This is a genomic window from Massilia rhizosphaerae, assembly GCF_016093545.1.
Lineage (GTDB): Bacteria > Pseudomonadota > Gammaproteobacteria > Burkholderiales > Burkholderiaceae_D > Telluria > Telluria rhizosphaerae.
Genome location: NZ_JADKYX010000008.1, coordinates 1 through 18,028, shown reverse-complemented (window position 1 = coordinate 18,028; position 18,028 = coordinate 1). Strand labels below are relative to the sequence as shown.

Below are 18,028 nucleotides of genomic sequence, written 5' to 3'. Positions count from 1 at the left end.
AGACCAATGCAAATCGATAAACGTTTGATCCTGTGGATCGTGTTCGCCGTCTCGCTGATCGTCCTGTGGAACGACTGGATGGTGGCCAACGGCAAGCAGTCGCTGTTCTCGGCACAGCCGCCGGCCAAGGTCGCACAGGCCCCGAATCCGGCCAAGCCGAACGACCTGCCGACGGCCGCGACGACGGCGCCGGCATCGGCCGTCCCGGGCTCGACCGCGCCGGGCGCCCCTGCGCCGGCCGCGCCGGTCCAGACCCAAGTCATCACGATCACCACCGACGTCATGAAGGCCGAGATCGACACGGCCGGCGGCGTGATCCGCCGCCTGGAGTTGCTGAAGTACCACGACAAGGTCGACCCGACCAAGCACCAGTTGCTGTTCGAGACCAATGGTCCGCGCGTCTACGTGGCCCAGACCGGCCTGACGGGCACCAGCGCGGCCGGCGTCCTGCCGAACCATAACACCCCGTTCACGGCCCGCCCGGGTCCGCGCACGCTGGACAATGGCAACCAGGTGCAGCTCGTGCTGGACGCGGAGCAGGGCGGCGTGCGCCTGACCAAGACCTTCACGTTCAAGCGCAACGACTACGTGATCGACGTGCGCCACGACGTGACCAACCTGACCCAGGCCCCGGTCGCGCCGTCGCTGTATTTCCAGCTGGAGCATGACGGCCTGAAGCCGGAAGGCGACACCTTCTTCAACAGCAGCTACACCGGCCCCACGCTGTGGACGCCGGAAGAGCACTACCAGAAGCTGACCTTCGACAAGATTACCAAGGGCACCGCCGACTACGCGAAGAAGGCGAACGACGGCTGGATCGCGATCTCGCAGCACTTCTTCGTTTCCGCGTTCATCCCGCCGGAAAAGGCGCCGCGCGACATCTACACGAAGGCACTGGGCAATAACCTGTTCGCCATCGGCGCCGTCGAGCCGCTGGGCACCATCGCGCCGGGCGCGACCGTCTCGAACGCCGCGCGCCTGTACTCGGGCCCGCAGGTGCAGAAGCTGCTGGAAAAAGTGACCCCGGGCCTGGACCTGGTGCGCGACTACGCCTGGGCCGCGATCATCGCCAAGCCGATCTTCGCCACGATGAACTGGCTGCACTCGATGATCGGCAACTGGGGCTGGACCATCATGGCCTTCACCATCCTGATCAAGCTGCTGTTCTTCCCGCTGTCCGCGGCCGGCTACCGCAGCATGGCCAAGATGAAGACCGTGACGCCGAAGATGCAGGCGATCCGCGAGCGTTACAAGAGCGACCCGGCCAAGATGCAGCAGGCCACGATGGAGCTGTACAAGGCCGAGAAGATCAACCCGCTGGGCGGCTGCCTGCCGATCGTGGTGCAGATGCCGGTGTTCCTGGCCCTGTACTGGGTGCTGCAGGCCGCCGTCGAGATGCGCGGCGCGACCTGGCTGTGGATCCCCGACCTCACGCTGAAGGATCCGTTCTTCATCCTGCCGGTCCTGTACGCGATCTCGATGTTCATCACGCAGCGCCTGAACCCGCAGCCGGCCGATCCGGTGCAGGCCAAGATGATGATGTTCATGCCGCTGGCGTTCTCGGTCATGTTCCTGTTCTTCCCGTCCGGCCTCGTGCTGTACTGGGTCGTGAACAACCTGATCTCGATGGCGCAGCAGTACATCATCACCAAGAAGTTCGCACCGGCCAAATAAACCCGGCCCGGTGACCGAAAAGCCCGTGTCCGCACGGGCTTTTTTGTTTGCACCTACAATCCGACCATGAAACTCGATACCTCCCCCATCGCCGCCATCGCCACCGCCCCCGGACGCGGCGGCATCGGCGTGGTGCGCGCCTCCGGCAAGGACCTGGCGCCGCTCGTCGCCGCGCTGTTCCCCGGCACGACGCTGGCGCCCCGTCACGCCACCTATCTGCCGTTCAAGGATGCCGCGGGCACCGTCATCGACGAAGGCCTCGCGCTGTATTTCAAGGCGCCGCATTCGTACACCGGCGAGGACGTGCTGGAACTGCAGGGCCACGGCGGCCCCGTCGTGCTGCGCATGCTGCTCGCGCGCGTGCTGGAGGCGGGCCGCGACGCCGGCCTGCGCCTGGCGGAGCCGGGAGAATTCACGCGCCGTGCCTTCCTCAACGACAAGCTCGATCTCGCCCAGGCCGAAGCCGTCGCCGACCTGATCGACGCGTCCACCGAGGCCGCCGCGAAATCGGCGTCGCAATCGCTGTCCGGCGCATTTTCCAAAGTCGTGCATGAACTGGTCGAGAAGACGATCAACCTGCGCATGCTCGTCGAGGCCACGCTCGATTTTCCCGAGGAAGAGATCGACTTCCTCGAGAAATCCAATGCGCGCGGCCAGTTGCGGGGCATCGTCGACGCGCTGGAGGCCGTGTTCCGCCAGGCCGCCCAGGGCGCGCTGCTGCGCGAGGGCCTGAACGTCGTGCTCGTCGGCCAGCCGAACGTGGGTAAATCGTCGCTGCTGAACGCACTGGCCGGATCGGACGTCGCCATCGTCACGCCGATCGCCGGCACCACGCGGGACAAGGTCAGCGAGACGATCCAGGTCGAGGGCATCCCGCTGAACATCGTCGACACGGCCGGCATCCGCGCCATCGACGAGGGCATCGACGTCGTCGAGCGCATCGGCATCGAGCGCACGTGGGGCGAGGTCGGCAAGGCGGACGTGATCCTGCACCTGCTCGACGCGGACCTCGGCCCGGCCAAGGCCGACGAGGACATCGTCGCCGCATTCCCCGCCGGCGTGCCCGTCGTGCGCATCTGGAACAAGATCGACCTGTCCGGCCACCATCCCAGCGTGGACCGGGGCCCGGATGCGGTCCACATCTACCTGTCCGCCCACGAAAAGATCGGCATCGACCTGCTGCGCGCGGAACTGCTGCGCATCGCCGGCTGGCAGCAGACGGGCGAATCGCTGTACCTCGCGCGCGAACGCCACCTCGTCGCGCTGCGCAACGCGCGCGAGCACCTGCGTTTCGCCGCCGACCACGCGGCGCAGGACGACCAGTCGCTCGACCTGTTCGCCGAAGAGCTGCGGCTCGCGCAGGACCAGCTGTCCAGCATTACCGGGCAGTTCACGCCGGACGATTTGCTGGGGGTGATCTTCAGCCGGTTCTGTATCGGGAAATAGGGGGTTGTTTCGGGCCGCCGTCACCGCGCGTGACGTGCGCCCGCATGCGGGAAATGCGCGTACCGTCGAGGGGCTGGCTTGCAGCGTCGAGGAGGCGTCATGATGGAACCCGAACCTGCGGATACGTTTCGCGGCCTGCCGCTGACGGCCGAACAGGACAGCGAGATCAGGCACTACATCCACGTCAGGCAGCGCAGCGGCCTGCCATGGGATACGCCGGAGCTGCGGGCGATGCTTGCGGACATGCTCGATCCGCCCCAGGCGGACGACGAAGACCGGCAGGCGCTGTCCGGCAGCATCGGCAAGGAGCGGGCGGCGGCGGTCCTCGACGGTGAGAGCGACCGCGACAGGGCCGATCCACGTCCCGAGTCCTGAGCCGCGGCGTTCGATCCGCCGTGTCGCGTCATCTAGCCCGCTGTCAAGGCGGGGCGCTGCGGCTGCGCCGTCAGTCGTCTTGCGGTGCGGACGGCGTGATCGCTTCGGATACGGACTGCGCGACGCTTTCCCGGCGGCGCAGGCCAGGATGGCCGAGGACACGCTCGATCACGTGGTCCGGCACGTGCTTGTGCCGCATGTAGCGCCTGGCAAGTTCGGCGTCGCGCACCGCCAGGATGTTCAGCCCGCGCGCCACGGCATTGGCCGTCGGCTCGTCGCTGCGCCGCTGGCGCTCGCTCATGTGCATCGGTCCTCCATGGTCGATCCGGTTCATCATACACGCCGGTCCGGCGCGCAACCAGCGATTTCCGCCTTGATTTTCGGGCATGCCGCATGCCACGTATTGGAGGCCTCGGGCGGCATGATGTTCTGGGCTTCGCGCACATGACATCCGCTGCGGATATGCTAGGCTTGCCCCATCCAATGAACGAACGAGGACGAGGCAAATGAAACAAGGCGACATGACACGGCGGCGGATGCTGGCGACGATGGCGGCGGCGGCCGGAAGCGGCTTGCTGGCCTCCTGCGCGACCGTGATCGGGCCGCGCCGCGTCGAGCTGTCGCAATCGCGCCTGCAGGCGGGGCTGGAGCGCCGCTTTCCGCTGCACAACCGGATGCTCGAACTGTTCGACGTGGAATTGACCCGCCCGCGCCTGGCGATCATGCCGGACACCGACCGCGTCGGCCTCGCGCTGGACGTGTCCGTGGCGCCGCCGTTCCTGCGCCAGTCGTGGAACGGCTCGCTGGCGCTGTCCGGCCACCTGGTGCTGGACAATGTGCGCAATGCCGTCGTCCTGTCCGCGTCCCACGTCGACAGCTTCGACGTCGAAGGCATGGACAGCAACCGCGTGCGCGACCTGGGCCGCGCGGCCGACGTGCTTGTGAATCAATTGTTGCGCGACATGCCGGTCTACAGCTTCCGCCCCGAAGACCTGCGCTACGCGGGCGTGCAATTCGTTCCCACCCGCCTCGAGACGGCGCCCGGCGCCCTGTTCGTCACCCTGGAACCGGCGCGCTGAATCGCGCCGAACCGCGCGTCGCAAATCCGACACGGCCGGCCCGCACGATTGAACGGCTCGATGCATACGTTGCCAATACTGCTATTATTTCGGGCAGTTGGATGGTCCGGCATTGGTGACAATGACGTCGGGACACTGTAACTGTTGTTTCTTTAAAACTAGCCGGCAACAAGCGTTGCAGAGGTAGCGCAATCGGCGCACACTGGTTTGAAGGACGGCAACAGCACGTAATGCGGAAGCGGGCACAAGCGCGCTTGCGCTTTCTCATGCACACGGTGTTCCACTAAAGTAATCTCTGCGTTACTGACGTGCTGCCGGTAAGGGGGTAACCTTGGAAACGATACAGGAAAGTGTTCCGGACAAGAGCGTGCCTGTCGAGCCGATCGTCGCCTCATCGATGAGCGCGACGCCGGTGCCAGCCCGTCTGAGCCTGCCGCCCAAGGGCGCGTGCTGGTATTGCGAAAAGCCGCTCGACAGCGTGCGCCGTTTCTGCGGCAAATCCTGCGCCGACTCGTTCGACGAAGAAGCGGAATACAACCGCTGAGCCGCGGCGCGGGTCAGCCAGTGCGTGCGCGCAGCAGCGCCAGGGCGCCGTCGAAGTCGAAGGCTTCGACCAGGTCCGCCATCTGGCGGTAATCGTATTCCCCGAGTTGTGCGGTCAGCGCGTCCCCGGCTTCGCGCACGAGGTCGACCGCTTCTCCATTGCCTTCGTCGAGCAGCGTCATCAGGCGGGCGAGGGCATCGTGATCGTCCCGGGCCGGCCGGCGCGTGGATGCCGCGGGACGGCGCTCGGACAGGGTGGTGGCCAGCACGTCCAGTTCGCGCAGCACCCGTTCCAGTTCATCCTGCAGGCGCGCGAGGCTGCCATGGACGTCGCCTGTGCCCGCGTGCAGCATCCGTTCCACTACGTCCGCCTGGCGCCGCAGCGGCACCGCCTCGATCATGGCGGCGGCACCCTTGAGCGTGTGCACGAGGCGCAGCGCCAGCGCGGTCTCGCCCTGGTCGTGCGCGGCGCGGATGCCGTCGGCGGCCTGGCGGTATTCGTTGCGAAAGCGCGCCAGCACGCGCCCGAACAACGATCCGTCGCCCATCAGGCGCGCAACGCCGCCCGCGTGGTTGACCGCGGGGCCATCGTTCGCATCGGGCGGGGGACGTCGGTCGGGACTGTCCATCGGCCTCATTTCGTCGTGAACGACCAACTGCGGGAGATGGGCGTGCCGTCGACGGCGCCGTTGAAGGTGACGTCGTAGGTGGTGCCGGACGCCAGCGGGGCCGTCGGGATGATCGCCGCGACCGACTGCGACGTCGTCTTGTTCACGTCGGTATCCTTGTCCAGCAGCATGGACTGCAGGTCGGCGCCGGCCCCGTGCGCGCGGATCGTGAAGCTCTGGACCGTCAGCTTGCGCGTGAGGTTCGTGTGCACGCTGACCGGGTAGCCGACCGCATTGATGTTGGGCACCGGATCCGGTTCCTCGTAGTCGCTGAGGAAGGTGCTCGGTACCTGCGTCTGGCCATTGAACGGCCACGTCACGACCGTGCCGGCGGGGATGCCGGGGCCGTAGCCTTCGTTGGCGACGAAGTCGGCGGTGAAATAACTGTAGTTGGCCGACGTGGTCGCCGCGCCCGTACCGATTTCCTTGAACACGGGCTCGAAGATCACGAAGCGGTGGTAGATCGCCGTGATCAATTCCTCGGCCATGTAGAAGCCGGAACCGCCCGAGGTCGCCGAGATGACTTCGCCGATCGCGTTCTCGCCCGTGAAGATGTAGCCGGCCGCCTGCAGGCGGTCCTGCAGGTCCGCGCCCGTGTAGCCCGGTTTGCCGGCAGTCTGGGTGTGGGTGACGATGTTGTTGGTGCGCTGGTAGTTCGAATGGCCCTGGGCCGCCACGTCGATGACGCTGCTGTGCGTGAGGGCCGGCATGCCGATCTGGCCGCGCCGGTAGTTGATCCAGTTCAGGCCGTCGGTAGCGATGTTGTTGGTCGGCGCGGGCGCCGACGCGTCCTGCCCCGAGAACCCGGTCGACTGGGTACCGTTCGATGCGCCGGCATTGCTGCCGCCACCACCGCCGCCGCAGGCGACCAGCGCCCACGCCGCAGTGCAGGCGAGGGCGATCTGGCGCGCCCGATGTATGTTATTCATCATCCAAAACTCCCAACGTCCGTCGAACCGGCTAAAAAGAGCCTCCATTCTAGGCGAAATCGGGGCAGTGTGACGATCGTAAGGACAATCGCGGCCCAGGATAAGCCCATGTAAAATAAGCCATTCTGCCGCCTTTGACGAATCTCAGTGAACGCTACCCGCCAGCAGCGCCTTGCGCGCGCCAAGTTTGCCCTGCCCAGTTTCGTGACCCTGCTGTCGATAGCCTGCGGTTTCGGCAGCATCGTGATCTCGGTCGACAACGCGCCCGTGGGCGATCCGTCCGACTATCGCCTGGCGGCGATCCTGCTGGTGCTGGCCGGCATATTCGACGCCCTCGACGGCTTCGTCGCCCGCGCCACCAACACGCAGTCCGCGTTCGGCGTGCAGCTCGATTCGATCGCCGATGTGATGAATTTCGGCTGCGCCCCCGGCCTGCTGTTGTACTGCTACGGCTTCGCCCAGATGGGCGCCGCGCACCCGACCCTCGTGCGCATGGGCGGCCTGGCCTGTTTCGTGTTTGTCGCGTGCGGCGCGCTGCGCCTGGCGCGCTTCAACGTGATGGTCGGGAAGACGGATCCGCGCTACTTCGTCGGCATGCCCATCACGGCCGGTGCGGCCTGCGTGGCTGCGGTGGTCGTCGCCTGGCCCGACCCGGTGGCGGACATGGCCGGCGCCTTCCTCGTCATGCTGTTGATGGTGGCGGTCGGCACGCTGATGGTGTCGACGATCCGCTTCCCCAGCTCCAAGCAGCCGAAATCGAAGGCGGCCTTCGTCGCGCTGGCGGTCTGCATGGTGCTGCTGGTGTTGTTGCGGACGCGCTTCTTCGCGCTGTTCTTCGTGTTTTATATCGGCGCGACGCTGCTGCTGAATCTCGCGTGGCGCTCCGGTTGGACGACGATCGCGCCGCCCAGGGTGTACGACGACGAGGACGCCGAGGGTTAGGCGAACTTGTCGAACAGGGCCGCCAGCTGCGCCGCGGCCGCTTTCGCTTCCTCGACGTCGCCCGCATTGCCCGTATGGGTGACGATGCTGGCGGTGAGGAGCTGCACGAACGAGCGGTCCAGCGCCTTGCGCGCGGCCGCCATCTGCTGGGCCACGGCGGCGCAGTCGGACGGCGCGTCGGCCAGCGCGACCAGCTTCTGGACCCCGCGCAGCTGGCCCTCCACGCGCGCGAGGCGGTTCAGCAAATCCTTCTTCTGCTGCGCCGTCAGCGCGCGGCCTTCGACGATCTTGAGCGGTTCGGCCATGGCGGCGCGCGCCGTCATGCGACGTCGTGGCCGCGCGCGGCGCGCAGGATCGTGAACCAGTCGGCGCGCGACAGCTGGAACGTCGTGCCGGTGACGGCCACGGCGATCGCTTCGACGCGGCCGCTGCCCGTCAGCGGAACGGGGCGCGACGGCAGTTGCATGATCCACGCGAACACCACGCTGGCGAACGGCTGGTGCAGGCGGTCGGCGATCTCCTTGATCACCAGGCGCAGGTTCTCGGCGTTCGCATCGTTGGCCGTGAACAGGCGGCCGCCGGCCAGCGGCGACCAGATCATCGGCGCGATGCCCTTGTCCTGCAGGCCGTCGAAGGTCTCGTCGAACATCGGCGCCACGTGCAGCGGCGAGAATTCCACCTGGTTCGTCGACAGCGCGATGCGGCGATCGAGCGCCTCGAACTGGTGGTGGCTGAAATTCGACACGCCGAAGTGCAGCACCTTGCCGTCCTGCTTCAGGCGGGTAAAGGCTTGCGCGATCTCGTCGAAGTCCATCAGCGGGTCGGGACGGTGGATCAGCAGCAGGTCCAGGCGGTCGGTGTGCAGCTGGCGCAGCGATTCCTCGGCCGAGGCGATGATGTGCGCGGCGCTCGTGTCGTAGTGCTGGATGGTGTGCTGCGGGCGTTTGTTCGACAGCAGCTTGATGCCGCATTTGCTGATCAGCTGCATGCGGTCGCGCAGCGAAGGCTGGGCGCGCAGGGCTTCGCCGAACAGGCCTTCGACGCCGTAGTTGCCGTAGATGTCGGCATGGTCGAACGACGTGACGCCCAGCGCGATGCACTGCTCGATGAAGGCGATGCGCTGCTCCACCGTCATGCCCCATTCGACCATGCGCCACATGCCGGCGACGACGCGGGACAGTTCGAGGCCGCCGTTCTTGCGGATGGCGATGCGCGGGCAGGACAGGTCGCGGGGGAGGGCAGCGGTCATCGCTCTTCTTCCAGATAATTGTAGGGTCATTATAGGCGTTGGGTGGGCACCCCGTGCCCACCCAACGATGTTACGACAGCGCGGGATTTACTTGATCCACAAGCGCATCGAGTCCCAGGCACGCCCGAAGATCGACGCTTCGCGCACCTCTTCCAGCGCCACGACCGGCAGCGCCAGCAGCGGCTTCCCGTCGACCATCATCTTCAGCGTGCCGACGCGGCTGTGCAGCGCCAGCGGCGCGACCAGCGGATCCTTGCGCTCCAGGACCGGCTTCATCTTCTGGGCGACGCCCTTCGGCACGGTCACCCACACGTCGTTGGGGAAGCCGATCTTCACGTTCGACTGGGAGCCCTTCCAGATTTCAGGCGTCAGGATCGGCTGGCCTTTCGCATACAGCCTCACCGTATCGAAGTTCTGGAAGCCCCAGTTCAAGAGCTTCTGGCTTTCCGCCGTGCGGTTGCCGTCCGACGTGGCGCCGGACAGCACCGAGATCAAGCGGCGTTCGCCGGCCGGGCCGTTCGGGCGGTGCGCCGATGCGATCATCGAATAGCCCGACGCTTCGGTGTGGCCCGTCTTCAGGCCGTCCACGGTCGGGTCCAGCCACAGCAGGCGGTTGCGGTTCTGCTGCTTGATCTTGTTGTACGTGAATTCCTTGATCGAGTCGATCTTGTAGAACTGCGGGAAGTCCTGGATCTCGTGCGAGGCCAGGATGGCCAGATCGTGCGCGGTCGAGTAGTTTTCCGGCGACGGCAGGCCGTGCGGATTGGCGAAGTGCGTGTTCTTGAGGCCCATGCGCTGCGCCTCGCGGTTCATCAGCGTGACGAAGGTCGCTTCGTCGCCCGCCACGGCTTCGGCCAGCGCCACCGCGGCGTCATTGCCGGACTGGATCATCAGGCCGTACAGCAGGTCCTGGATTTTCACCGGGGTGGCCGGGTCGATGAACATCTTCGAGCTGCTGCCGTCGACCTTCCAGGCATGCACCGAGACGTTGACCATCTGGTCCAGCGTGATCTTCTTGTCGCGCAGGGCTTCGAAGACGACGTAGGCCGTCATGACCTTGGTGAGCGACGCCGGCTCGATGCGCATGTCCGGATCTTGCGAGGCGATGACCTGGCCGCTGGTGGCGTCCAGCAGGAGCCAAGAACGGGCAGCGATTTGCGGGGCCGGCACCTGCTGGGCTTGGGCGGCCGACATCAGGAGGGCACTGGCGGCGAAGGCCGCGATTAACTTTTTCATGGAAGACAACTCAGAAGTGAACAGTGAACGATGCTGCGATGGCAATGCCCATAAGCATTGCCTTGAAAGAAGATCGCATCATTATAGGCCAGCGTTCGGCTCAAATGTCACGCCGCCACATTTGCGCGACAAGATTTTTAATGTGAACGAGTTTGCGGTGGAAAAAGTGGTCGGCGCCGGGAATCACGATCACGGGGATGTCGAGCGGGCGGGCCCAGTCGAACACGTGCGCGAGCGGTATCGTATCGTCAAGTTCGCCGTGGATCAGGATCGTGTCGGCCGGGACGTCCGGCACCGGCCACTTGCCGGCGGCCGTGCCGACCAGCGCCAGGCGCTCGGCCGGGCGGCCTTGCTGGACCAGGCGCTGCTGCAGCTGGGCCTGGACGAAGGTGCCGAACGAGAAGCCGGACAGCGCGTACGGCAGGCCCGGATACTGTCCGATCATGTGGTCGAGCATGATCTCCATGTCGTCCACTTCGCCGCGGCCTTCGTCGTGCACGCCTTCCGACTCGCCGACGCCGCGGAAGTTGAAGCGGGCCGTCGCGTAGCCGAGGCCGACGAAGGCGCGGGCCAGCGTCTGCGCCACTTTATTGTCCATGCTGCCGCCGTACAGCGGGTGCGGGTGCGCGACGAGGGCGATGCCGCGCGGCGGGCCTTCCGGTTCGTCCAGCAGGCATTCCATCTTGCCGGCGCGGCCGGTCAGGTAAAACTTGTGCGAATTCTTGTTCATTGCGTACGTCGGTTCAGATCTTCAGGCGCTCGACGATCTCGCCCTTGACGAGGTGGCGGTCGATGATTTCGTCGATGTCGGTCGTGTCCACGTAGGTGTACCACGTGCCCTGCGGGTAGATCACCACGACGGGGCCTTCCTCGCAGCGGTCCAGGCAACCGGCCTTGTTGATGCGGACCTGGCCCGGACCATTCAGGCCCAGCTCCTTGACGCGCTGCTTGGCGTGCTGCTGCGCGGCTTCCGCGCCGCTCTTGCCGCAGCTGGGGCGGCAGTCCTTGCCTTCGCGTTCGTTCAGGCAGAAGAATACGTGGTGTCGATAAAAAGGTTTGTCGTCGTTCATGTCGTTTTCGGATGAGTTGCGGCCCCGTGGGCGCTGGCGCCGTAATGATACGCCGTTATCAGGAGCGGTTCAGCCGGTGCGAAGGCAGCAGCAGGAACCACAGCGCGATGATGGGCCACGCCATGCCGAGGAATTGGGCGGCCCCGTTGAAATTCAGGAATTTACCTTGTTGCCAGGCCTGCAGCGTGGAGACGAAATACGGATTGGCCGGAATCGTATTGACGACGATGAGCGACAGCACGAGCGTCACGACGGCCAGCCGGCGCTGCGCCACCTGGGGCGCGAACGCGAGGCCGGCCAGCATGATCAGGCCGATCAGGAAGCCGCCCTCGGCGCCGGGCGTGACCCAGACGAACGCATTGTCCGGCGCGAAGAACAGCGAACTCGCGAGTGTCTTGACGACGATGCCGACGGCGATCAGCGCCAGCATCAGCGACAGCCGCGGCGCGCTGCGCCGGGTCAGGCACAGCAGGGTGAGGGCGGCGCCCGTCATGCCGCACGCGGTGATGATGGTCTCGGACAGCCAGTACTGCTCCACGCTCATCGGCACGTCGCCGCGCAGCAGGGTGACGAGGTCGATGTCCGTGTCGAGCCAGTCGGACAGCCATTCCGACAGCAGCGGCAGGATCTGGCCATTGCCGAACAGGTAGTTCTGCGGATAGACCTGGGCCAGCGGCCACAGGGCGATGAGGACCAGGCCCTGGCTCGCATGCGCCGCGAACCAGCGTCGCCGCAGCAGGTACAGGCGGCTGCGGTCCAGCAGCATGGGCGCGAACCAGGCGCCGAGCAGCGCGCCGGCCAGGCAGCCGGCGGCATTGGTCAGCAGGTCGAGGTTCGAGGGGACGCGGCTGGGCAGATAGTTCTGCACGACCTCCATCGTCCCCGACACCAGCAGGCCGACGAGGGCCGCGACGGCCACGGCCCACATGCCGCGCACGCGCGGATGCAGCGCCAGCACGACCAGCACGCCGAACGGCATGTAGCCGACGATGTTGACCATGACGTCGAAGCCGGTCCACCAATGCGGCATCCGCAGGGTGAGGAAGGCGAACGGCGACAGCCCGCTGCTGCGCCAGCCGGAAAAGGGGAACCAGCTCGCGTAGACGATCAGCAGCAGATAGGCCAGCAGCGCCGCGCGCGCCACCGGCGAGGCGCGGGGAGAGGCCTCGTCTTCCGTATCGGTCATCGTCGGTCGTTGTCCAAGGTGCGCAGCCAGGTCACGATGTCGGCCGCGACGGCGTCGGTGCCGGCCGCCAGCGCACGCGCGCCGCCGGCCGCGTCGGCGCTGGTTGCGGGGACGGCCCGGCGGAAGCTGCGCTGGTCGACGAGCGTATGGCCCCGGAACACGGAGGCGCGCACGGCGACGATGCCGGTGCTCCGGCTCACGCCGCCGAAGTCCTGCATGAATTCGTCGACGTCGATGCGCAGCAGCGGGACGCCGATGGAGGCGTCCGTTTCCGACAGCACCCGCGCGCCCGCCTGCGCGAGCCGGGTCTTGAAGCGTTGCGTCAGCAGCTGCAGCGGATTCGCCGTCCAGCGGCTGTTGGCATAGGTGCGCGCCTGCAGCGGGTCGGCATAGCTCAGGCGGTAGAACATGCGCTCGTTGTCCAGGGCGCTCGAGCCGGTGACGTCGGTGACGACCACCGGGCCGAGCATACCCGGTGCGGGATCCTGCGCCGCCGGCGGGGGCGCGGCCGGGCCGAAGTCGAACTGCGTCGTCGGCTGGCTTTTTTGCGAGGCGCAGCCGGACATGATCAGGGCCAGGGCCGCGGCGAGAATGAAGCGGGTCGGATGCATGGTCGCTGGATTCCTCAGTGGGTCGGTGGGACGAAACCGGGTTCGCCCGGGCCGGGTTCGGCCGCCGGGGCGCCGAACAGGATGCTTTGCGGGCGCTCGCCCAGGTTCGTCACGGTGCGGCGCACGGCGCGCAGCGACGTCTTCGCTTCGTCGGCCATGTCGACCACGTGCGGGAGCGTCTGCAGCTCGAGGTCGGACGTCACGCCGCCCAGCGAATCGATGGCGGTGCTGGCGCGTTCGACCGGACCGCCCGGCGCCTGCAGGCTCGTCGCGAGGCGATCGTAGTTGTGCGCGGCGGCGGTGACGCTGGTCGACAGCTCGCTCACGGAGCCCATCGTGCGGTCCAGTTTATCCGCCAGCGCGGGCAGGCGGGCCAGCGTCGGCTGCAGCTGGCCCGGGATCTCGGCATACGCGGCGGCGGCCTTGTTGATGCTGTCGAAGGCGCCGGTCAGCTTGTCCTGGTTTTCCTTGCTGAGGACGTTGTTCAGGCTGTCCGTGATGCGTTCCGTCTTTTCCAGGATCGCGAGGCCGCGCTTTTCCAGCTGGTCGAGCAGGCCGGGACGCAGCGGGATGCGCGCCACGTGGTTCTTGTCGCTTTTCAGCAGGGGGGAGCCGGTGCGGTCGTCGTCCAGCTGGATGAACGCGATGCCCGTCACGCCCTGGTAGCCGAGCGAGGCGAACGTCGTTTGCGTGATGGGTGCGCCTTCCTCGATCGACAGCTTGATGAGGATCTGCCCCGTCACGCGCGGGTCGAACACGATGTCGTCCACGCGCCCGACTTCCAGGCCGCGGTAGCGCACGGCGGCTTGCGGATTGAGGCCGGGGATGGTCTGCGTGGTGGCGATTTCGTACGGATGCATCGTGGTGCGGTCGCGGTTCAGCCACAGGCCGATCAGGACGGCCGCCACCAGCAGCGCGACCGTGAAGAAGCCCGTCATGAGGGCATACGATCTGTTTTCCATGTCAGTCTTCCGACTCCTTTCTTGCGATGCGCTCTTCCAGCACTTCGAGCGCCCGCTGGCCGCGCGGCCCCAGGAAAAAGTGTTTGATGAAGGGGTGCTGCACGCGCAGCACGTCGCACGACGGGCCGACCGCGATCACGTGCTTTTCCGCCAGCACGGCGATGCGCGAGGACAGCGCGAACAGCGTGTCCAGGTCGTGCGTGACCATCACGACGGTCAGGTGCAGTTCGCTGTGCAGGGTCTGGATCAGCGCCACGAAGGAATCGGACAGGTCGGGGTCGAGGCCCGCCGTCGGCTCGTCGAGGAACAGCAGCTGCGGTTCGAGCGCGAGCGCGCGCGCGAGGGCGGCGCGCTTGATCATCCCGCCCGACAGGTCGGACGGCATCTTGTTCGCGTCGCCGGGGCCGAGTCCGACCATGTCCATCTTGAGCAGCACGGCGTCGCGCACGACGTCCTCGGGCAGCGCGCGCAGCTCGCGCAGCGGCAGCGCGATGTTCTCGAACACGGTCAGCGCGGAATACAGCGCGCCCTGCTGGAACAGCATGCCCCAGTGGTTGCGCATGCGCTGCAGCTGGTCCGGGCTGGCGCTGCTGACGTCCTCGCCGAACACCCTGACGCAGCCGCTGGACGGCCGCTCCAGCCCGAGCATCTGGCGCAGCAGCACGGTCTTGCCCGTGCCCGACCCGCCGACGATGGACAGGATCTCGCCGGCGTAGATGTCGAGGTTCAGGTCCTGGTGCACGACGGTGCGGCCGAAGCGCGTCCACAGGTTGCGGATCTGGACGACCGCCGGACCGACGTCTTCCTCCGGCTTGCGGTTCAGCTGCTGCGGCGGGCGCTGGGGTTGTTGGGCCGGATTCGCCATCAGAAGCCCACTCCCGAAAAGACGATCGCGAACACGGCGTCGGCCAGGATCACGACGGTGATCGCCGTGACGACGGAGGTCGTCGTGCCACGTCCCAGGCTTTCCGTGTTCGGCTTGATGCGCAGGCCGAAGTGGCACGACACGAGCGCGATCAGCATGCCGAACGCGACGCCCTTGCCCAGGCCGATGTTGTAGTTCACGATCGGCACGGCCGACGGCAGCTTCTGCACGAAGTAGCGCATCGTCAGGTTCAATTCGATCTTCGCCGAGACCATGCCGCCGATCAGGGCCATCGCATCCGTCCACACGACCAGCAGCGGCATCGCCAGCGCGAGCGCTACCACCTTGGGCATGATGAGGCGGTAGCCGTGCGAGATGCCCATCACGAGCATCGCGTCGAGTTCCTCGGTCACGCGCATGACGCCCAGTTGCGCGGTGATCGAGGAGCCGGAGCGGCCCGCCACGAGGATCGCCGCCAGCAGCGGGCCCAGTTCGCGGATGATGCTCATGCCGAGGATGTTGACGAGGTAGATGTCGCCGCCGAACATGCGCAGCTGCTGCGCCGACAGGTAGGACAGCACGACGCCGATCAGGAAGCCGACGAGCGCCGTGATGCCGAGCGCCTGGAAGCCGGAGTGGTAGATGTTGGCCGAGATCTCGCGCCATGGCCCGGTCAGCGGATGGCGGATGAAGCGGCCGATGTCCTGCACCACCTGGCCGATCAGGGTGATCGCGCCGCGCAGGTGCTCGAAGAAGGTCAGCACGCCGCTGCCCAGCGTGATCACCCATTGCATGGGGCTCTTGCGGGCGCGCGGCAGGTTGATGCGGCCGGATTTTTCGATGCGCTCGAACAGCTCTTCCTGGCGCGGGTCGAGCTTCAATTGCGCGGGACGGCGCTTGCCCCAGGAAGTCCAGAACAGTTGGGCGCCGATGTGATCGAGGCTGGCGATCTCGGACAAGTCCCAGGCGACCGGCTTGCCGGCCAGGGATTTCATCGTCTTTTCGATATCCTTGAAGCCGCGCCGCGAGAATGCGTGGACTTGCCATACGCCGCGCGCCACCACGGACTGCTCCGCACCGGCATTGGGATGTTCGACGGTTAATGTTGGCGCATTTTCAATCCGCATTGCGGCAGTGTAAAAGAGATTCGTGGCTGCCGCTACCGGCGCTACGTTACCGTGGCGGACAGGTTGGCGCGTCTTTACGCGGCCAGGTGGCGGACCTGGCGCTCGGGCGCGGCATGCGTGGCCTTGTCGGCCGGCTTGGCCGCGCTGCCCGCGTAATCGCTCGCGATCAGGGCGGCCGCCTCGCCGGCCGGCATGCCCTGGCGCTGCAGCCACGCCTGTACCAGTTTGGCGAGTCGATCGAGCGCGATGCGGTGGGTGGCGTCGAGCTGCGTGTAGAGCCAGTCCGAAAAGGCCATGAAATTGGCGAACGGGCCGTCGCCCAGCAGGACCTTGATCGTGTGGGCGAAGCGGCCGGAGTTCGCGACCAGGTCCCAGTAGCGGGCAAAGCGCACGAGCCGCTGCATGGTGGGAAAGTCGATGCGGTCGGTGGCCAGCACGGTGTATGGCGGATACGGGTCGTACACCATTTTGTAAGGCTCGGTGTGGCGGATGATCGGCGTGCCGCGCAGGCGCTTGAGGATGCCGAACTGGATCTCGTGCGGTCCCAGCGCCACGAGCTGGTCGAAGCCCCGCGCGAAAGAGTCCACGTCTTCGCCCGGCAGGCCGGCGATCAGGTCCACGTGCAGGTGGGCGTGCGAGTGCGTCGTCAGCCAGCGGATGTTGTCCGCGGCCTTGGCATTGTCCTGGCGCCGGCTCACGAGGGTCTGCACGTCGGGATTGAAGCTCTGGATGCCGATCTCGAATTGCAGGGCGCCGGGCGGGAATTGCGCGATCGTCGCTTTCAATGCTTCCGGCAGGTGGTCGGGCACGAGTTCGAAGTGCGCATAGACCGGATCGTCCGGGTTGGCCGCGATCTTATCGAGGAAGAACTGCATGATGCGCTGGCTCGTCTTGACGTTCAGGTTGAACGTGCGGTCGACGAATTTATAGAGCCGCGCGCCGCGTCGGTACAGCGTCTCCATCTCCGCGAGGAAGGTGTCGATCCCGAAGGGCCACGCGGTCTTGTCCAGCGACGACAGGCAGAACTCGCATTTGAACGGGCAGCCGCGCGACGCTTCCACATAGATCGTGCGGTGCGCGATGTCCTCATCGCTATATAAAGAGTAGGGCAGCGCGATGTCGGCCATCGGCGGCTGGACGCCCGCATGCACTTTCATGATCGGCTTGGGGCCGTCGAGGATTTCGGCGCACAGCTTGGGGAAGGTGACGTCGCCCCAGCCGGTGACGACGTAGTCGGCCAGGCGCGCGATCTCCTGCTCGTTCGTCTCGTGCGACACTTCCGGCCCGCCCAGCACGACCGTCACGTCGGGCGCCACGCGCTTGAGCATCGCGACGACCCGCGTCGTCTCTTCGACGTTCCATATATAGATGCCGAAGCCGACGATGCGCGGTTTCCTGGCCAGCAGGCGTTCGACGACCTCCACCGTCTTCGCACCGATGACGAATTCCATCAGGCTCGTCTGCTCCTGCAGCGGCCCCATGTTGGCCAGCAGGTAGCGCAGCCCCAGCGAAGCGTGGGCGTAGCGGGCGTTGAGGGTGGCGAGCAGGATGGTCATGGCGGTGCGGGGAGGACGGCAAAGCGTGCATTGTAGCGGGACTTGCGCCCCGCATGCGACGCTGGTATCATTCGGTCCCTCGTCGCAAACGACAGGCCTTCAAACGGTTCTGAACGCTTCGACGGGAATAAAAAGAAGTTGACGATCATCGCGAAACACCGGATAATCTCGCTTCTCTGCTGCTGACGAACAAAACGATTCGCAAGCGCAGCAAGGCAGTACCGAACACAGTTCTTTAACAATAAACAGTCGATAAGTGTGGGCGTTTGATGAGGTGCCAGTATCGCTTCGGTGATACTGAATACTTAAATTATCAAATGTTCACAAGAAATACAGTCAGTATTTTGAGTGAGCGATCTGCTGTTGCCGGAAACGGCGCAGCAAAAACAGAGATTGAACTGAAGAGTTTGATCCTGGCTCAGATTGAACGCTGGCGGCATGCTTTACACATGCAAGTCGAACGGCAGCGCGGGGCAACCTGGCGGCGAGTGGCGAACGGGTGAGTAATAC

20 protein-coding genes and 1 rRNA gene are annotated in these 18,028 nt (G+C 66.0%); 7 read left to right on the top strand and 14 right to left on the bottom strand.

Annotation, left to right across the window (positions count from 1 at the left end; translation table 11 throughout):
* The first annotated feature begins 6 nt into the window (after window positions 1-6).
* The 3 genes from yidC (at window position 7) to ISF28_RS13495 (ending at window position 3,495) form a co-directional block, all read left to right on the top strand.
* Complete coding sequence (yidC, locus tag ISF28_RS13505) at window positions 7-1,674, top strand: membrane protein insertase YidC (protein ID WP_198117707.1); 1,668 nt, start codon at window positions 7-9, stop codon at window positions 1,672-1,674.
* A 66-nt stretch (window positions 1,675-1,740) separates the two neighbouring features.
* Window positions 1,741-3,120 carry a tRNA uridine-5-carboxymethylaminomethyl(34) synthesis GTPase MnmE gene (gene mnmE, locus ISF28_RS13500; protein WP_198117706.1) on the top strand — a complete coding sequence of 460 codons (1,380 nt, stop codon included), beginning with the start codon at window positions 1,741-1,743 and terminating at the stop codon, window positions 3,118-3,120.
* A 102-nt stretch (window positions 3,121-3,222) separates the two neighbouring features.
* A complete protein-coding gene (locus tag ISF28_RS13495; RefSeq protein WP_370663431.1) occupies window positions 3,223-3,495 on the top strand; it encodes a hypothetical protein in 273 nt (90 codons plus the stop codon).
* Between the two features lie 70 nt (window positions 3,496-3,565).
* Here ISF28_RS13495 and ISF28_RS13490 read toward each other — a convergent pair whose 3' ends face one another.
* Window positions 3,566-3,832, bottom strand: coding sequence for a hypothetical protein (locus tag ISF28_RS13490; RefSeq protein ID WP_229519071.1), 267 nt, complete (start codon window positions 3,830-3,832; stop codon window positions 3,566-3,568).
* A gap of 169 nt (window positions 3,833-4,001) precedes the next feature.
* Here ISF28_RS13490 and ISF28_RS13485 point away from each other — a divergent pair, with 169 nt between their 5' ends.
* Together ISF28_RS13485 and ISF28_RS13480 are read left to right on the top strand one after the other, a co-directional pair.
* Entirely contained in the window at window positions 4,002-4,574 is a 573-nt protein-coding gene (locus tag ISF28_RS13485) for a DUF1439 domain-containing protein (protein WP_229519070.1), read from the top strand.
* Between the two features lie 331 nt (window positions 4,575-4,905).
* Complete coding sequence (locus ISF28_RS13480; RefSeq protein WP_198117913.1) at window positions 4,906-5,118, top strand: hypothetical protein; 213 nt, start codon at window positions 4,906-4,908, stop codon at window positions 5,116-5,118.
* Window positions 5,119-5,131: 13 nt separating this feature from the next.
* Here ISF28_RS13480 and ISF28_RS13475 read toward each other — a convergent pair whose 3' ends face one another.
* Both ISF28_RS13475 and ISF28_RS13470 read right to left on the bottom strand, forming a co-directional pair.
* Window positions 5,132-5,746, bottom strand: coding sequence for an Hpt domain-containing protein (locus ISF28_RS13475; RefSeq protein ID WP_198117704.1), 615 nt, complete (start codon window positions 5,744-5,746; stop codon window positions 5,132-5,134).
* A gap of 5 nt (window positions 5,747-5,751) precedes the next feature.
* A complete protein-coding gene (locus tag ISF28_RS13470; protein ID WP_229519069.1) occupies window positions 5,752-6,717 on the bottom strand; it encodes a CAP domain-containing protein in 966 nt (321 codons plus the stop codon).
* 144 nt (window positions 6,718-6,861) lie between these two features.
* Here ISF28_RS13470 and pssA point away from each other — a divergent pair, with 144 nt between their 5' ends.
* Window positions 6,862-7,656, top strand: coding sequence for a CDP-diacylglycerol--serine O-phosphatidyltransferase (gene pssA, locus ISF28_RS13465; protein WP_198117703.1), 795 nt, complete (start codon window positions 6,862-6,864; stop codon window positions 7,654-7,656).
* Here the strand turns inward: pssA and ISF28_RS13460 are convergent.
* From ISF28_RS13460 to ISF28_RS13410, 11 genes are all read right to left on the bottom strand, one after another.
* A complete protein-coding gene (locus ISF28_RS13460; RefSeq protein ID WP_307727441.1) occupies window positions 7,653-7,979 on the bottom strand; it encodes a metal-sensing transcriptional repressor in 327 nt (108 codons plus the stop codon). The genes pssA and ISF28_RS13460 overlap by 4 nt on opposite strands.
* Window positions 7,976-8,905, bottom strand: coding sequence for an aldo/keto reductase (locus ISF28_RS13455; RefSeq protein ID WP_198117702.1), 930 nt, complete (start codon window positions 8,903-8,905; stop codon window positions 7,976-7,978). The genes ISF28_RS13460 and ISF28_RS13455 overlap by 4 nt, the downstream gene beginning before the upstream one ends.
* 87 nt (window positions 8,906-8,992) lie before the next feature.
* A complete protein-coding gene (locus tag ISF28_RS13450) occupies window positions 8,993-10,141 on the bottom strand; it encodes a D-alanyl-D-alanine carboxypeptidase family protein (protein ID WP_198117701.1) in 1,149 nt (382 codons plus the stop codon).
* A gap of 100 nt (window positions 10,142-10,241) precedes the next feature.
* Window positions 10,242-10,871: an alpha/beta hydrolase gene (locus tag ISF28_RS13445; RefSeq protein WP_198117700.1), complete on the bottom strand. Its 630-nt coding sequence runs from the start codon at window positions 10,869-10,871 to the stop codon at window positions 10,242-10,244.
* A 13-nt stretch (window positions 10,872-10,884) separates the two neighbouring features.
* Entirely contained in the window at window positions 10,885-11,211 is a 327-nt protein-coding gene (locus ISF28_RS13440) for a (2Fe-2S) ferredoxin domain-containing protein (protein ID WP_198117699.1), read from the bottom strand.
* A 58-nt stretch (window positions 11,212-11,269) separates the two neighbouring features.
* The gene (locus ISF28_RS13435) at window positions 11,270-12,397 is read right to left on the bottom strand and encodes a VanZ family protein (RefSeq protein ID WP_198117698.1); all 1,128 of its coding nucleotides are present in this window, start codon (window positions 12,395-12,397) and stop codon (window positions 11,270-11,272) included.
* Window positions 12,394-13,008 carry an ABC-type transport auxiliary lipoprotein family protein gene (locus ISF28_RS13430; RefSeq protein ID WP_198117697.1) on the bottom strand — a complete coding sequence of 205 codons (615 nt, stop codon included), beginning with the start codon at window positions 13,006-13,008 and terminating at the stop codon, window positions 12,394-12,396. The genes ISF28_RS13435 and ISF28_RS13430 overlap by 4 nt, the downstream gene beginning before the upstream one ends.
* A gap of 14 nt (window positions 13,009-13,022) precedes the next feature.
* Window positions 13,023-13,970, bottom strand: a complete 948-nt coding sequence (locus ISF28_RS13425) for an MlaD family protein (RefSeq protein WP_198117696.1) — start codon at window positions 13,968-13,970, stop codon at window positions 13,023-13,025.
* Window position 13,971: 1 nt separating this feature from the next.
* Window positions 13,972-14,835 carry an ABC transporter ATP-binding protein gene (locus ISF28_RS13420; protein WP_198117695.1) on the bottom strand — a complete coding sequence of 288 codons (864 nt, stop codon included), beginning with the start codon at window positions 14,833-14,835 and terminating at the stop codon, window positions 13,972-13,974.
* Complete coding sequence (locus ISF28_RS13415) at window positions 14,835-15,962, bottom strand: MlaE family ABC transporter permease (protein ID WP_198117694.1); 1,128 nt, start codon at window positions 15,960-15,962, stop codon at window positions 14,835-14,837. The genes ISF28_RS13420 and ISF28_RS13415 overlap by 1 nt, the downstream gene beginning before the upstream one ends.
* A 74-nt stretch (window positions 15,963-16,036) precedes the next feature.
* Window positions 16,037-17,518 (bottom strand): B12-binding domain-containing radical SAM protein, encoded by a 1,482-nt coding sequence (locus ISF28_RS13410; protein ID WP_198117693.1) that lies wholly within the window; start codon window positions 17,516-17,518, stop codon window positions 16,037-16,039.
* 395 nt (window positions 17,519-17,913) lie between these two features.
* Here ISF28_RS13410 and ISF28_RS13405 point away from each other — a divergent pair.
* Window positions 17,914-18,028 (top strand): 16S ribosomal RNA (locus ISF28_RS13405); the annotation flags it as partial.